The following is a 14,696-nucleotide window of genomic DNA, read 5'->3' on the forward strand; positions in this document are numbered from 1 at the left end:
AAACTTGAAACCAGAAATAAAAATAAATTTGAACCTAACAGATTATACATACTTACTTAACAAACCAGATGCTATTAATAATAGATATGCTGAAACATTAGATAGTGTTTTAGAAGCGTTCCCCTATTTTCAAAGTGCGCGGGTACTAAAGTTAAAACATTTATACAATCAGGATAGTTATACTTATAATTATGCCCTAAAAGTTTCTGCTGCTTATACTACCGACAGAAGTGTTTTATTTGATTTCATTACTTCGGATTCCTTTGTTGCTGTTCAAAAAGGATTATACGAAAAAAAGCTTGAAGAATTAATGAACATGAATGTGGTTGGCAGTGAACATCTTATTGTGAAAGCCAAACAGACTGTTGTAAATGCATTAGAACAATCCATTATTACTTCTATAAAAGAAGCAACTACAACCGAAGAACAAAAAGCAAAAGAAAAATTGGCTATAGGGAAACCTTTGGAATTTTCTAGAAACGAAAAACATTCCTTTCAAGAATGGCTACAATTATCGCGTTTAAAACCAATAATTAGAGAATACTCGAGCGATAGCGAACAGGCGCAGCAAATCAAACCATCTATTGATACGGAGAAGAAAAGAAATCTAGATTTAATTGACAAATTCATCGAAAACAATCCTAAAATAACTCCAATTGCAAAAGATGCTGCAGTTCCAGTAATAGAAACTTTTACAGAAGATACTTCCCACTTGATGACCGAGACTTTAGCACGAGTTTATTTAGAACAAAAAAAATATTCTAAAGCAATTCAAGCATATGAAATATTAATTTTGAAATATCCAGAAAAAAGTAGTTTCTTTGCAGACCGAATTTCGGATATTAAAATAATGCAACAAAATAACAATTTATAACAATGACTAATTTTACAATTTTTTTAGTACTGATAACAATAGTTTGTTTCCTATTGATCATAGTAATCATGGTACAAAACCCTAAAGGTGGAGGTTTATCATCTACATTAGGTGGTTCAACACAAATGGGTGGCGTTCAAAAAACGACTGACTTTTTAGATAAAAGCACTTGGACATTAGCAAGTATATTAATTATATTGATTTTATTATCAAGCTTGAGTTTTCCTGGAATGATGGGTGGCTCTGATTCTAAAATTATTGATGAGAAAGAAGCCTTAGCACCTGCAAAACCAACTACAACTACTCCAGCAAAACCAATGGAGACTCCAAAAAAATAATTTATATACAGTAAACATAATGCCAGCACTGACATGCTGGCATTTTTTTTAGGAAAAATGTCAGTTTTAGCTCTTGGCACAATTTCTGAAAGGCACTAATTAAACAAATTAAAAATTAACTCTATTATTATGGCATTAAATATTAAACCTCTTTCGGACAGAGTAATTATTGAGCCTGCCGCTGCAGAAACTCAAACAGCCTCTGGAATAATTATTCCAGATACGGCAAAAGAAAAACCACAAAAAGGAACTGTTGTCGCCATTGGAAATGGGAAGAAAGACGAACCATTAACCGTAAAAATAGGCGATACTGTTCTTTATGGAAAATATTCGGGAACCGATTTAAAATTCAACGGAAAAGATTATCTAATCATGCGTGAAGACGATATTCTTGCGATAATTTAAGCAGTATTAAGATTTGAGAATTAAGTATTAAGACTAAAATTTAAAAAAAATAAAATTAAAATGGCAAAAGATATAAAATTTGATATTGAAGCACGTGACGGATTAAAACGAGGCGTTGATGCATTAGCAAATGCAGTAAAAGTAACCCTTGGACCAAAAGGACGTAATGTAATCATTGGAAAATCATTTGGTGGCCCAACAGTTACCAAAGACGGTGTTACGGTTGCCAAAGAAATAGAATTAAAAGACCCACTAGAAAATATGGGTGCTCAAATGGTAAAAGAAGTCGCTTCTAAAACCAATGATTTAGCTGGTGATGGAACTACGACTGCAACTGTTTTAGCTCAGGCTATTGTAAAAGAAGGTTTGAAAAACGTAGCGGCTGGAGCTAATCCAATGGATTTAAAACGTGGAATTGACAAAGCTGTGGAAGCTATCGTTGCCGATTTGGCAAAACAGGCTCAAGTTGTTGGAAGCGATTCTGAAAAAATAAAACAAATTGCTTCTATTTCGGCGAATAATGATGAAGTTATTGGTGATTTGATTGCAACGGCTTTTGGAAAAGTGGGTAAAGAAGGTGTCATCACTGTGGAAGAAGCCAAGGGAACTGATACTTATGTAGATGTTGTAGAAGGAATGCAATTCGACAGAGGTTATCTTTCTCCCTATTTCGTAACCAATCCTGAAAAAATGGAAGTAGAATTAGAAAGACCTTATATTCTTTTATATGACAAAAAAGTATCTTCTTTGAAAGAACTTTTGCCAATACTAGAACCAGTCGCCCAATCAGGAAAACCATTATTAATTATTGCTGAAGATGTTGATGGCGAAGCGCTGTCAACTTTAGTCGTAAACAAGTTACGCGGTGCGTTGAAAATTGCAGCTGTAAAAGCACCTGGCTTTGGAGACCGAAGAAAAGCAATGTTAGAAGACATAGCCATCTTAACTGGAGGAACTGTTATAGCTGAAGAAAGCGGTTATACTCTAGAAAACACTACATTAGAAATGTTAGGTACTGCTGAAAAAGTAACTATTGACAAAGACAACACCACTTTGGTAAATGGTGCCGGAAATGCTGATATGATTAAAAATCGTGTGAACCAAATCAAAGGTCAAATGGAGACTACCACATCTGACTATGACAAAGAAAAATTGCAAGAGCGTTTGGCTAAGTTAGCTGGAGGTGTTGCCGTACTTTATGTTGGTGCTGCTTCTGAAGTTGAAATGAAAGAGAAAAAAGACCGTGTCGATGATGCGCTTCATGCTACTCGTGCTGCAGTTGAAGAAGGAATTGTTGCTGGTGGTGGAGTTGCTCTTCTAAGAGCAAAAAATGTATTAACTAGCTTAAAATCAGAAAATGCAGATGAAGCCACCGGAATTCAAATTGTATCTCGTGCAGTAGAGTCTCCTTTGAGAACAATTGTTGAAAATGCTGGTTTAGAAGGTTCTGTGGTTGTAGCAAAAGTATCGGAAGGAAAAGGAAATTTCGGTTACAATGCCAAAACCGATGAATATGTTGATATGCTTAAAGCCGGAATTATTGATCCTAAAAAAGTAACTCGTGTTGCACTAGAAAATGCAGCTTCGGTTTCAGGAATGATTTTAACAACCGAATGTGCATTGGTAGAAATAAAAGAAGAAAACGCTGGTGGCGGAATGCCGATGGGCGGTGGAATGCCGGGGATGATGTAATTTACCATGATTTTAATATAAAAACGTCTCGAATTCTCGAGACTTTTTTTTGTTTGTTTTGTAACTAAATTTTTATAAATTCGATAAATTTTATTTTTGATGAAACAGCTAAATTATTTTTTCTTTTTGTTTTTTATTTTAGTGTCTAATTCTCTTTTTTCTCAAATCGACACGGATGAAAATCTCGCTAAAATCGAATCTATTTTATACAATTTTTTTGATTTAGAAAGAGAAGCCATTCACCTTCATTTAGACAAAACTACGTTTCTAAACAATGAGTCCATTTGGTATCAAGGGTATGTCATAAATAGAAAGACTAACAAACCCTATTTTACCACCAACGTTTTTGTAATGTTATTAGATGAAAATGGCAAGCAGATATCAGAAAAACTAATATATGCAAGTAATGGAACTTTCGCAGGTAAAATAAAACTGAATTCCAAATTAGCATCAGGTAATTACTTTATTCAAGTGTATACCAACTGGATGAATAATTTTAGTGAAAACGAATCCACTATCACAAAAGTTACAGTAATAAATCCAACCGAAGGAATAAAGAACTATAAAGAAATAAATACAGAATCTCTACAAATTTTTCTAAATCCAGAAGGTAAAAGTTTAATTAGCGGTATTTCTAACACAATTGGAGTTCAAGTTAAAGATTGTAACGGAAATTCACCAGAAAATATAGAGGCAAGTATCCAAAATAGTATTGGAGAAGTCATAAAAACAATAAAATTAAATAAATTTGGTTTTGGTAAATTTGATATAATTCCATCAAACAATGATATAAAAGTAGTACTTAACTATGATACTAAAACCATAGAGAAAACACTTCCTAAACCAGATTTAATTGGGATTTCAGTAGAAATAAATTCATTTTCATTAGAGAATAGTGTCGCAGTTAAAATTAAAACAAACCAAACAAGTTATGATGCCTTTCAATCAAAAAAAATAAGCTTGGTTATACATCAAGATCAAAAGCTAATCGTTTACCCTTTTACGTTTATTTCTAATGAATTGGAACAAACTTTCATTGTAAAAAATAGCGATTTACAAACAGGGATTAATACGATTAGAATAATCGACAGTGATTTAAAACAATGGGGAGAGCGATTAATTTACATTAGCAAACCAACTAAAAATGAGTTTAATGTGCTTAAAAACAGAAGAAATGAAGATAAAATAAGTTTAATTGGCTATTCAAAATATCCAAACTCAATTATGAGTATTTCCGTTTTACCAGAAGACACAAAAAGTATTGATGGAAACAATTCTATCATTGCAGGTATAACCATTAATCCCTATTTAAATAATTCACTTAAAAATGCATCTTACTATCTAAATTCCCAAAACAGATTGAAATTATATGAATTGGATTTGGTTTTATTAAATGAAGAAAAATCAAAATACAATTGGGATTATTTAAAGTCAAATCCTCCCAAATCAAATTATAGTTTTGACATTGGAATTAATTTAAAAGGTAAAATAGACCCTTCAATTAAAAATAAAACATTTCACAAAGTAAAATTGGTAACCAATAAAGACCTAATAATGTCAACTTCTGACGTTTCAGAACAAGGAGAATATCAGTTTGAAAATTTACTTTTAACAGATTCTACTTTAGTTGATTTGTCTTTGCAGAAGCTACCAAATTTTGAAAATATTCCTCAAAAATTAATACCGCAGATAATAAATAGAAAAAGAGCTTACAACAAACTATTTACCGGCAATATGTTAGAAAACTGTAATGAAACTCTTAAATATGAATCACTTTCTGACCTAGATCTTCCAAAATTGGAAGGTAAAATAATTAATCTTAAAGAAGTGGTTTTAAAAAGCAAGAAAATATCAGACCTTACTTATGGTAATATACTATCCAATACCATGTTAAGAGGTTATAAAATTGATGAAAAATATACAACAAATAGCTTGCTAAATTTTATTGAATATAATGGGTTTGTAGTGTCGCGAAATCAGGGTAAAGTAAGTATTAGTTCAAGACAAAAAACTTCACTAAACTTACCCAATCCAACACCATTGGTTTATATTAACGACCGCCAATTATTCTCCTCTTATGATGAGCTGGGATTTATGCAAATGATTGAAATCGATGAAATATTTATCGACTCTCGAGCCATTGTCGCAAGTATGAACAATAATGCAGGAATAATTAAGATTTACACCAAAAAACCAAAAAAAGGATACTTTAGCAAGCTAAACCCAAATTCTTTTTTTCTAAAAGAAGCATTTACAGATAATGGCACTTTTAAAAACGAAGAGTATCTTAATCCCCAAAGTATTGGATTTAACAACTTTGCTATTCTAGGTTGGTCTTCAAGAATATCATCTAATGAAAATGGTGATTTTAAATTTGATGTTATTGATTACAATAAAGATAAATCCAAAATAATCATTGAAGGAATGGATGGTGAAGGCAACTTATTTCACGAAGAAAAAATAGTCGAGTTAAAATAAATAAAAGTCTCGATTATAGTTTATTTATTCTTCTTTCGGATGTTTCTTAATCATTTTCAAAAAGACTGGGAAAGTAGAAATAAAAATAATCCCGATGACAATTTTTTCGATGTGATGCTTTAAATCGATGTCGTATTTTTCCAAAAACATGCCATACAAATAATGTCCTGAGAATATTAGAATAAACGACCAAAGAAAAGAACTTACTATATTATAAAACATAAACTTCTTTTTATCCATAGTAACAATGCCGGCAACAATGGGTGCAAATGTTCTCACAATAGGCAAAAAACGAGCAAATATTATCGCTTTTCCACCAAATCTTTCAAAGAAATCTTTCGATTGTATTAAGTATTTTTTCTTAAACCAAAAACTATCCTCTTTTTTATATAAATAATAACCACTCTTTGCTCCAAACCAATAACCTACCATATTTCCTAAAATTCCAGCAACTGCAACTAGTATTGACAATAAAACCACATTAACCAAATCGCTTTCGATAAAAGTAAAATTCTCTACCAAACTGCGACTATAAATTCCTGCCAAAAAAAGTAAACTATCACCCGGCAAAAAGAAACCTGCAAATAATCCAGTTTCAGCAAACACTATAAACAGTACTATCCAAAGGCCAACTTTCACGCCTGCAATAGACATTGTTATATAAAACTCAGGGTTTAACAATTGCAACCAATCAAAATCATTCATGTAGAAAAATATTTTGTGTGAAAATCGAGCGTGAAATTAATCAAATTTTTTGGGATAATTAGGTAAGAAGTAATATTGTTTATAAAACCAAATTTTGTAGTACTGAAAAGGAAATTGTATGATTCATAAAATCATTAGCGATAGACGAAGTAACATAATGATTTAAATAGCCAACTTCTAATCTAGTAGTATTATTAAAATTCAATCCAAGTCCTACAAAAAATCTGTTTTGATCTATAAAGTTCCTGTTTATATTATTATCTCCCAACGTAAAAAAAATTTCATCTTGTAAAACTATATACATCTCATTATCGGTTCTTTTAAAATGGTATAAATGGAATAAGTTTCTGTTCAAATAACGCAGTCTATTTTGATAATTGGTGTCACTATTTATAACATTATTATCCGCGATAGCTAGTTGTTCAACCCATCGCTGTTCCAAACGGAATCGATGTAACATTACATTTTTTTCATTATGCCATTTTTTGTAATATTGAAACTGTTCCCATAGTCTATTTTCTTTAAAATAATCACCTAATGAGTTGTTAAAAGTATTTACCAAAGCATAACCAGTGGCAAGATGTTTTGATGAAGAAATATCATATATAGCTCCAATTCTAAATAGGTTTTGTTGATTTTGCTGCAATTGATTATCCATCCTGAATTGAGCTTCAACTTGACAACTCCAATGATTAGACACCTTTAAAAAACCGGTATATGCCATCCAGATTCTTTGATCTTGTTTGAAATCTTGGGAATACAAAATGGAAATACACAAAAGACAACCAGCAAGGAACAGCTTTTTCATTGAATGTTTTTGACAAAAATAACAATAAAAAAACTCCTAAAACGTTATTTTGTAAGTAGGAAATTATTTTCTTTCATATTTACAACAGCCATGAAGATTGTCATATATCTCTTGAGTGGTTTTGACTTCTTCAGTATCATGACCTACATTGGCAATGGCTTTTTTAACATCCATCACTGAACATTTTTCTTCATTAATAATCACAGCCATTTGGTGTGTTTCAATATTCCAAGTTGCTGATTTTACACCACTAACAGAAAAAGCCGCTTTCTGAATTCGTTTTTGACATTGGTCACAGTTGCCATTTACTTCAAAAGTGTATTTGGCATTTTTATTCTTTTTAGCTACGCTCAGTTCGGCTCCGCCTCGGGTGTCTTGAGCTTGTATTGAAAAGGCGAATAAAAATAACATCATTCCTAAAATTGAATTTTTACTCACAATTTTAAAATTGTTTTTTTTGTGTTCGTGACCCGAGCCATTTTGGCGAACGGACGTAATAATCTTTGATTTCATTTTTTTATTTTTTATTGATATTGTTATTGATATTGTTATTGATATTGTTATTGATATTGTTATTGATATTGTTTCTTATTTTATTTTAAATCGCAATCCCGCATAATACATCTGTCCAAAAATGGGCGCATATATTATCGATGTATCAAAATTGGAACCAAAAGGATTATCTGCACCTAAAATAGCTTTGTCTTGTCGATAGTTGCCAATATTTTCACCACCAATATACATTTCAAAAGTACTCGAAAAAGTTCTAGTAATTTGCGCATTCATTACAGCAAATGATGGTGAAAACTCGGGCAATCTATCTTGTTCTGGATTACTTGCTGTATAGGGTAACTGCTGTTTTCCAAGCCAATTGAATGTATAATCAAACTTCCATTGTTTACCTTTTTCTACAATATGAGTTTCATATTCTATGTTACCAAAAAAACGATGTTTCGCTTGCAAAGGCCTCTGAAAACTTCCCGAAAGATAATCGGTCGAAATGTCATAATACTTATAAGCCGTTCTCAAATTCAAATGTTTGATAATTTCCAGATTGAAATCCAATTGAAAACTATTGGCAAATGATTTTCCTTTTAAATCATAAAACAAAACCTGTTGCGGCGAATTCATAACATCCACAACAGCTTGATTTTGAAAATCGGTTCGGTAAAAATCAAATCCTACATCGGCACTTTTACCAAATAGCAAGAAATTTTGTGTAAAACTCACTCCATAATTCCAAGCTATCTCTGGGTTTAAACCATAGATTTTTCCATTGGTATCCAAAAAAGAAAAAACTCTAGAACTCGCAAAAAGATTTTGATTTTCGGCAAAAATATTGGCGGCACGTTTTCCTCTACCAGCCGAAAATCGAATAACTGATTTTTCCCACGGATTGTATTTCACATGCAATCTTGGTGTAAAAAATACCCCTAACCTATTGTGATAATCTAGTCTTCCGCCTAAAATATAACTGAACTTATCAGAATCATCATAGGTATACTCAAAAAAACCACCAACCGAATTGTCAATTCGACTAACATCAGAAAGGTTTACAAATTCAGCATATTTATCATAAGTGAAATTCAATCCTGTTGCAAATTTATGCATCGTGTTGCTAATTATCGAATTGAAAATCAGGTTCGAATAAAAACTTTGTTGCTTGATGTCATATTGGTTTAACCCAAAATACGATTGCTGATTGTGACTCGTAAAAGCATTTTGAAAACCAATACTTTGATACGGCATGTCTTTAAAAACATAACCCACTTTTGAAGTAAAATCCAATCGCTCTGAATTAATTTCTGAACCCCAATGATTAGTTGTTAACTTATCTCTATCAGGATCAAAATGAATTTCGCCCGTTTGCTTCTCATCGTTCATATAGCGAAGATTCATAAACGAAACCCAACCTGTCTCAGGATTAGAATAATGCCAACGATTTGCAATATTGATTTGTTTCCCTAATGGATTATCCAAAAACATATCGTCGTTCATGTCGTTTTTACCAACACGTGTATTACCATGAACAAATAAGCTGGTTGCCCACTTGTCTGAAATTTTTTTATTGAAATGGGTATTTAGCTCATATCGACTATCGGTAGAGCCATAAAAATTTAAGAAAAAAGGAATGTCATCACAAGGCTTAATTAGTTCCGTATTTATTTGCCCCGAAATACTTTCGTAACCATTCACAACACTGCCTGCTCCTTTGGTAATTTGGATACTTTCTACCCATGTGCCCGGTGTAAAAGATAATCCATAAGCTTGTGATGCACCACGAACTGAAGGTATGTTTTCTTCAGTAATCATGATGTATGGACTAGTAAGCCCAAGCATTTTTATTTGTTTGGTTCCTGTCAAAGCATCCGAAAAATTGACATCGATGGACGGATTGGTTTCAAAACTTTCGGCCAAATTACAGCAAGCTGCTTTGAGTAATTCTTTACTAGTTACTAATGTAGTGTTAGCAGTTCCCGATAGTGACTTTTTTAGTCCTTTTCGTTTGCCTTCTACTGTTACTGTTTTCAAGGTATCTGTTTTTGGAGTTTCTTGAGAAAAAGTAACAATAGTAAACAACAAGGTTAAAGATAACATTATATGTTTCATTGAAATTGATTTAAATTTAATTTTAAAAATTAAATTTCTCTAAAAGTTAGAGAAACTGAAAAAAATTCAGTTTAAATCAGGAGTAAAAAGTAAATTGACAGTAGAGTTTATATCGTGGTGGAGCATTGGACTCACAATAAAATGTTGTTGTTTCTTTTGAAAAACACTGAGCTTCAACAACAGCTAATGTTTGGTTTTTATAAGCTGAGAAAAAGGCGGGTTCAAAATCAAGCGAAATAGTTTTTATTATTATTTTCTCGGTTTTGTTTTTTAGGTTAACTTTTTTATCGGAACAACAGTCTTTATGAGTGGTCTGAGGTTTTGCACAGCAGGATTCTTCTTCTACTAAACGCGTTTCGCATTCTTCTTCTTTAGAAAAAACAGAAGAAACTGAAGCTATTTTCCCTTCACAATAATGTATGGTAAACGCCAATCCAGAATTGGAAACCAATACCAGTAAAGCGATTAAAATACTAATATGCTTTTTTATTTTCATAATGCAAAGGTACTAATATTCATATACCTAAAACTTAAAATCGTATTAAAACTTTAGATTTCAATCTCTTGTCCCATTAATGGAACAGAACAATCGTAACCAAATTTTTCTTGAATTTTGATTCGCAGTTCATCGGCTGGTTGGTTTTCACCATGCACTAAAAATACTTTTTTAGGTTTGTTTTCCAACTCCGATAACCAATTAAGTAAATCATTTTGATCACCATGTGCAGAAAGTCCTTCGATTTCAAGAATTTTTGCTAAAACGGGATAATACTTTCCGTAAATTTTCAATTCAGTTGCACCTTCGAGTAATTTTCTACCCCGAGTTCCTTCTGCTTGGTAACCAACAAGTATTACTGTTGTTTCGGGCAAACCGATATAATGTTCTAAGTAACTCAAAACTCTTCCTCCAGTAATCATTCCACTAGCGGCAATGACTACTTTAGGTTGTTTGTCAAAAATGGTGTTTATCGTTTCTTGATAATCGGAATTCATGGTAAACATCTTACACATTGCAATACAATCACTTTCAGAAAGTTTATGCCACTTTCTATTATTAATAAAAATATCCAATACACTTATTCCCATTGGCGTATCAATAACATAGGGAATATCTGGAATTCTATCTTCTTTTTTCAATTGCAAAAGCAAATACATGATCACTTGTGCTCTTTCTACTGCAAAGCTAGGAATGATAACAGTTCCACCTATTTGAAAAGTGTTGTTGACATAGGTTTCCAATAATAATTTCACATCTTCATCAGGATGAATTCGATTGCCATAGGTACTTTCTAAAAAAATATAATCTGCTTTCTTGGGTTTTATTAGCGAGTACATCAGCACATCATCATCGCGACCAATATCTCCTGAAAAAACCAAGGTCTTATTTTCTAACTTCAATTCAATTGAACAAGCTCCAATAATATGTCCTGCATTAAAAAATCGAGCTGAAATTTCAGCATCTAAAACAATTTCATCATCTGGTTTTATTACTCTAAATAAAGGGAAAACTTCTTCTGCTTGTTCAATATTATAAAGCGGTTCTGCCACGTCATGCTTTGAAAAATGTTCTTTATTTGCTCGTTCGGCTTCTTCCTCTTGTATTTTGGCACTATCTAATAAAATTAGTTTGGTAATAGCTGCTGTTGGACTCGTACAGTATATTTTACCTTTAAAACCTTGATTTACCAGTCGTGGTAACCAACCGCAGTGGTCTAAATGACCATGAGTTAACAAAACAAAATCAATAGTATCGGGTAAAATTGGAAGTGGTTCCCAATTGAGTTCACGCAAGGGTTTAATTCCTTGAAACTGTCCGCAATCAATCAGAATTCGAACACCATTACTTTCTACCAAAGTTTTTGAACCTGTAACTGTTCCTGCTCCACCTAAAAATTTAATTTTCATTTTTTATATGAATTTACAAAGCTCGGAAGCTTCTTTTAAAACATTTTTTATTCGGTTAGGGCTTATCCCTATCCTTTCAAGAATTTCCAAATTTTCAAGAATTTCTTTTGCCAAAATTATATCTAACACCATTAGTTTGTCTTTTTCTGCTATGGTTAATGTGGTTAAACATGTAATTGGATACAATTGTTGGTCATCAATTTTTTTTCTCAAACTGAACTTTTCAGGATAATCCCAGCTCAGTAATTGTAAACCAGAACATTTAGCAAAAGCAATAGCATCAGATGTAAACCGATTGTTTGTTACAATCCAACATGCTGAAATTACATCTTTTTTAGAATAGATTTTATGGCTTCTGTCTTTCAAATCATTAAATCGTGAAAGGATATACAAAGGTACTTTCACATCAGAATTGGCATCTTTACCTGAATGAAATTTGCATTCTACCATTTCTATATAATCATTTTTCTTGATGACAACATCTACTTCATGACCTACGCATTTACCTGACAAAAAAAGATTTGTTTGAGCTAAATAACCCTCAGAAACAAATAATCTGGCTATGAATTTTTCGAAAAAGAAACCTGCAGGTCCAAGCAACTGAATTGCAGCACGCAAATTATATCGAGCTGCGTGTGAGTTAGATGATTTTTTTAGTAAAGCAAAAGCTAATTTGTAAATTTTTTTTGTGGAAATACCTTCATAGATTTGATTTTCTAAAGTTTGTAAAAGTTCGTCAACTATATTCTTATTTGCTCCTGATTTAAGCAAAGAACTTTTGAGTTTTTCTCTATTAAAATCAACAATATTACCTGAATGTTTTACAATTTTCATGGTAAGGTGTATTAAGTTTCCGTTTCTAGAATTTTAGTAAAGTTAGGAAATATAGCTTACTTTTTGATTTGTTTTTGGTAATAAAAACCTGGGATGAAAAGAAGGATGAAAATAGGTTGAATAATAAATCTTCTGACATAAAATAAGGTCATTTTATGCTCTTCTCCAAAAAAAGTGAGGACAAAAATGAAACTTATCATTAAAACCGAACCCAAAATCATATAAACCAAAATAGAAAATTTAATAATTTTGGTATCTTTAAAAATCACGTACAACAGCAACAAAGAAATCACAGAATTAAGGTAAAACCGCATTCCCAAACTAAAAAACAATTTGAAAATATTGAATTGTGGAAAAGGTAAATGAGAATACTCACTTTTATAATAATTCAAAAACGGATCGTAGAATAATGTTTCTTCAAAAGCTCTTATCAAAACTAAAAGCAGAATTAAAAACAATGACCAAAAGAACTTTTCTTTATTTTTTAGTAGTAGCTTTAGCATGATTAGAATATTTATTAACCCAAAAAACCCATAATAAGAAAACAATTCCATAAATCATCAAAGGAAAAATAACGCCATGCAGTACATGCTCATACTGTGGAAAATTGTATAGCGCGACACACAAAAGTGCAATCCGACCAATATTCAAAATGTGAATCAGAATACTCCCGCATAGTATAAAAAAAATAGTGTTTTTGAATTTTCCAGTAAATGCAATAACGAACGCAATGAATAAAATGATAACACTGATGGCATTACAACCTTCAATAATTCGCGAAATGTATTTGCCTTTATAAAATAATTTCACACTTGGTTCCTTGAGATGTGGCATGGTATAGGACTGCGAATCAAACCAAGACAAAACAGTTGCAGATTGATTGGCAACAATTTGAGTAAATGAATCAACTTCAGCATTCTTGGCATCAAACGTATTCAAATAGTTTTGATAAAGGATGGTCAAAATCAAATAGCTGGCAATAAATTTTCCGAGAAAAAGTAAAAAAGGTTTGTATTGAAGGAGCAAATTTTTCAAGAGCTAATTTTTAACAAATTTATATAAAATAAAAAAAGTGCAGTCCTTACTTTTGTAAAAAAATTGAATATGAATTTTGAAAACTTAAAATCTCAAGTCATCACTATTCTTTCTGAAGCAAATTTAGAACGAGATGTCAAATTAAAATTGCTTTGCCAGTTCTTGACGGACCATGTGGATTATTACAATTGGGTTGGGTTTTATTTTGCTAATCACGAAAACAAAACGTTGCATCTTGGACCCTATGTTGGTGCTGAAACTGACCACACTTTAATTCCGTTCGGAAAGGGAATATGCGGACAAGTGGCTGTTTCCAATCAAAATTTTGTGGTTCCCGATGTTTCAGCCCAAGATAATTACATTGCCTGTAGCTTTACAGTAAAATCAGAAATCGTTGTGCCGCTTTTTGTTAATGGAGAAAATATTGGTCAAATTGATATTGATAGCCATGTGCTTGACCCGTTCACCGAAGCCGATGAACGTTTTTTAGAATTTGTAAATCAGGAAGTTGCCAAATTATTCTAATCAAATTCCAAAAGTCAAAATCCCAAATCACAACATTGTATTTAAATTTCTTGTAATCAATTAGGAATTTGATCCTGAAGTTACGGGAAAAAGATTGGAATTTAAAAATTAAATGTTACCTTTGCACACGAATTAGGAAAAACCTATTTCATACATAATAATCATTTAAAATAATATTAGCATGTACTTAACTAAAGAAGTTAAAGCAGAAATCTTCGCTAAACACGGAGGAAAAGCAGAGAATACAGGATCTGCCGAAGGACAAATTGCATTGTTCACACACAGAATTTCACACTTAACAGAGCACTTGAAAAAAAATCGTCACGATTATAATACGGAGCGTTCGTTAGTACTTTTGGTAGGTAAAAGAAGAAGTCTTTTGGATTACTTGAAGAAAAAAGAGATTAACAGATATCGTGAGATTATCAAAGAATTGAATATTAGAAAATAATCAATACAAAGAGGTGCCCACGCGCCTCTTTTTTTT

General features: G+C 32.0%; 16 protein-coding genes. 7 read left to right on the forward strand and 9 right to left on the reverse strand.

The genetic code is table 11. The annotated features are described in order from the left end of the window. Positions 1-4 precede the first annotated feature (4 nt). The 5 genes from ACIQ2L_RS00395 to ACIQ2L_RS00415 all read left to right on the forward strand — a co-directional run bounded on the left by ACIQ2L_RS00395 (position 5) and on the right by ACIQ2L_RS00415 (position 5,787). Positions 5-874 carry a tetratricopeptide repeat protein gene (locus ACIQ2L_RS00395; protein ID WP_396155340.1) on the forward strand — a complete coding sequence of 290 codons (870 nt, stop codon included), beginning with the start codon at positions 5-7 and terminating at the stop codon, positions 872-874. 2 nt (positions 875-876) lie between these two features. Beyond that, the gene (gene secG / locus ACIQ2L_RS00400; protein ID WP_396155342.1) at positions 877-1,212 is read left to right on the forward strand and encodes a preprotein translocase subunit SecG; all 336 of its coding nucleotides are present in this window, start codon (positions 877-879) and stop codon (positions 1,210-1,212) included. A gap of 129 nt (positions 1,213-1,341) precedes the next feature. Continuing rightward, the gene (groES, locus tag ACIQ2L_RS00405; RefSeq protein WP_396155344.1) at positions 1,342-1,617 is read left to right on the forward strand and encodes a co-chaperone GroES; all 276 of its coding nucleotides are present in this window, start codon (positions 1,342-1,344) and stop codon (positions 1,615-1,617) included. Between the two features lie 60 nt (positions 1,618-1,677). Further along, the gene (gene groL, locus ACIQ2L_RS00410) at positions 1,678-3,309 is read left to right on the forward strand and encodes a chaperonin GroEL (protein WP_396155346.1); all 1,632 of its coding nucleotides are present in this window, start codon (positions 1,678-1,680) and stop codon (positions 3,307-3,309) included. Between the two features lie 99 nt (positions 3,310-3,408). After that, on the forward strand, positions 3,409-5,787 hold the full coding sequence (locus tag ACIQ2L_RS00415; RefSeq protein ID WP_396155348.1) for a hypothetical protein: 2,379 nt from the start codon (positions 3,409-3,411) through the stop codon (positions 5,785-5,787). Positions 5,788-5,811: 24 nt separating this feature from the next. Here ACIQ2L_RS00415 and ACIQ2L_RS00420 read toward each other — a convergent pair whose 3' ends face one another. From ACIQ2L_RS00420 to xrtF, 9 genes are all read right to left on the reverse strand, one after another. Then, entirely contained in the window at positions 5,812-6,492 is a 681-nt protein-coding gene (locus ACIQ2L_RS00420) for a DedA family protein (protein ID WP_396155350.1), read from the reverse strand. Positions 6,493-6,571: 79 nt separating this feature from the next. After that, positions 6,572-7,300: a DUF2490 domain-containing protein gene (locus ACIQ2L_RS00425; RefSeq protein WP_396155352.1), complete on the reverse strand. Its 729-nt coding sequence runs from the start codon at positions 7,298-7,300 to the stop codon at positions 6,572-6,574. A gap of 63 nt (positions 7,301-7,363) precedes the next feature. Next, complete coding sequence (locus tag ACIQ2L_RS00430; protein ID WP_396155354.1) at positions 7,364-7,813, reverse strand: heavy-metal-associated domain-containing protein; 450 nt, start codon at positions 7,811-7,813, stop codon at positions 7,364-7,366. A 75-nt stretch (positions 7,814-7,888) separates the two neighbouring features. Then, positions 7,889-9,898: a TonB-dependent receptor plug domain-containing protein gene (locus tag ACIQ2L_RS00435; protein ID WP_396155962.1), complete on the reverse strand. Its 2,010-nt coding sequence runs from the start codon at positions 9,896-9,898 to the stop codon at positions 7,889-7,891. A gap of 88 nt (positions 9,899-9,986) precedes the next feature. Next, on the reverse strand, positions 9,987-10,406 hold the full coding sequence (locus ACIQ2L_RS00440) for an HYC_CC_PP family protein (protein ID WP_396155356.1): 420 nt from the start codon (positions 10,404-10,406) through the stop codon (positions 9,987-9,989). A gap of 53 nt (positions 10,407-10,459) precedes the next feature. Then, positions 10,460-11,815 (reverse strand): MBL fold metallo-hydrolase RNA specificity domain-containing protein, encoded by a 1,356-nt coding sequence (locus ACIQ2L_RS00445; RefSeq protein ID WP_396155358.1) that lies wholly within the window; start codon positions 11,813-11,815, stop codon positions 10,460-10,462. Between the two features lie 3 nt (positions 11,816-11,818). Beyond that, positions 11,819-12,649: an ATP cone domain-containing protein gene (locus ACIQ2L_RS00450; RefSeq protein WP_396155360.1), complete on the reverse strand. Its 831-nt coding sequence runs from the start codon at positions 12,647-12,649 to the stop codon at positions 11,819-11,821. Positions 12,650-12,705: 56 nt separating this feature from the next. Beyond that, positions 12,706-13,152: an exosortase F system-associated membrane protein gene (locus ACIQ2L_RS00455; protein ID WP_396155362.1), complete on the reverse strand. Its 447-nt coding sequence runs from the start codon at positions 13,150-13,152 to the stop codon at positions 12,706-12,708. Continuing rightward, complete coding sequence (gene xrtF / locus ACIQ2L_RS00460) at positions 13,127-13,684, reverse strand: exosortase family protein XrtF (RefSeq protein ID WP_396155364.1); 558 nt, start codon at positions 13,682-13,684, stop codon at positions 13,127-13,129. The genes ACIQ2L_RS00455 and xrtF overlap by 26 nt, the downstream gene beginning before the upstream one ends. Before the next feature lie 69 nt (positions 13,685-13,753). On the opposite strand from xrtF, the gene ACIQ2L_RS00465 reads away from it, so the two are divergent. Beyond that, positions 13,754-14,209 carry a GAF domain-containing protein gene (locus tag ACIQ2L_RS00465; RefSeq protein WP_396155365.1) on the forward strand — a complete coding sequence of 152 codons (456 nt, stop codon included), beginning with the start codon at positions 13,754-13,756 and terminating at the stop codon, positions 14,207-14,209. Positions 14,210-14,390: 181 nt separating this feature from the next. Next, a complete protein-coding gene (gene rpsO, locus ACIQ2L_RS00470; protein WP_396155367.1) occupies positions 14,391-14,660 on the forward strand; it encodes a 30S ribosomal protein S15 in 270 nt (89 codons plus the stop codon). Positions 14,661-14,696: the final 36 nt, after the last annotated feature.

The sequence above is a fragment of the Flavobacterium sp. genome, from assembly GCF_044369455.1.
GTDB lineage: Bacteria > Bacteroidota > Bacteroidia > Flavobacteriales > Flavobacteriaceae > Flavobacterium.

What these genes read in the sequence shown, in the direction of transcription:
- groES (WP_396155344.1), top strand. Translation starts at nt 1,342, where the DNA reads ATGGCATTAAATATTAAACCTCTTTCGGACAGAGTAATTATTGAGCCT.
- ACIQ2L_RS00450 (WP_396155360.1), bottom strand. Translation starts at nt 12,649, where the DNA reads ATGAAAATTGTAAAACATTCAGGTAATATTGTTGATTTTAATAGAGAA.
- ACIQ2L_RS00415 (WP_396155348.1), top strand. Translation starts at nt 3,409, where the DNA reads ATGAAACAGCTAAATTATTTTTTCTTTTTGTTTTTTATTTTAGTGTCT.
- ACIQ2L_RS00440 (WP_396155356.1), bottom strand. Translation starts at nt 10,406, where the DNA reads ATGAAAATAAAAAAGCATATTAGTATTTTAATCGCTTTACTGGTATTG.
- ACIQ2L_RS00430 (WP_396155354.1), bottom strand. Translation starts at nt 7,813, where the DNA reads ATGAAATCAAAGATTATTACGTCCGTTCGCCAAAATGGCTCGGGTCAC.
- ACIQ2L_RS00425 (WP_396155352.1), bottom strand. Translation starts at nt 7,300, where the DNA reads ATGAAAAAGCTGTTCCTTGCTGGTTGTCTTTTGTGTATTTCCATTTTG.
- ACIQ2L_RS00420 (WP_396155350.1), bottom strand. Translation starts at nt 6,492, where the DNA reads ATGAATGATTTTGATTGGTTGCAATTGTTAAACCCTGAGTTTTATATA.
- rpsO (WP_396155367.1), top strand. Translation starts at nt 14,391, where the DNA reads ATGTACTTAACTAAAGAAGTTAAAGCAGAAATCTTCGCTAAACACGGA.
- ACIQ2L_RS00465 (WP_396155365.1), top strand. Translation starts at nt 13,754, where the DNA reads ATGAATTTTGAAAACTTAAAATCTCAAGTCATCACTATTCTTTCTGAA.
- ACIQ2L_RS00445 (WP_396155358.1), bottom strand. Translation starts at nt 11,815, where the DNA reads ATGAAAATTAAATTTTTAGGTGGAGCAGGAACAGTTACAGGTTCAAAA.
- secG (WP_396155342.1), top strand. Translation starts at nt 877, where the DNA reads ATGACTAATTTTACAATTTTTTTAGTACTGATAACAATAGTTTGTTTC.
- ACIQ2L_RS00455 (WP_396155362.1), bottom strand. Translation starts at nt 13,152, where the DNA reads ATGCTAAAGCTACTACTAAAAAATAAAGAAAAGTTCTTTTGGTCATTG.
- ACIQ2L_RS00435 (WP_396155962.1), bottom strand. Translation starts at nt 9,898, where the DNA reads ATGTTATCTTTAACCTTGTTGTTTACTATTGTTACTTTTTCTCAAGAA.
- groL (WP_396155346.1), top strand. Translation starts at nt 1,678, where the DNA reads ATGGCAAAAGATATAAAATTTGATATTGAAGCACGTGACGGATTAAAA.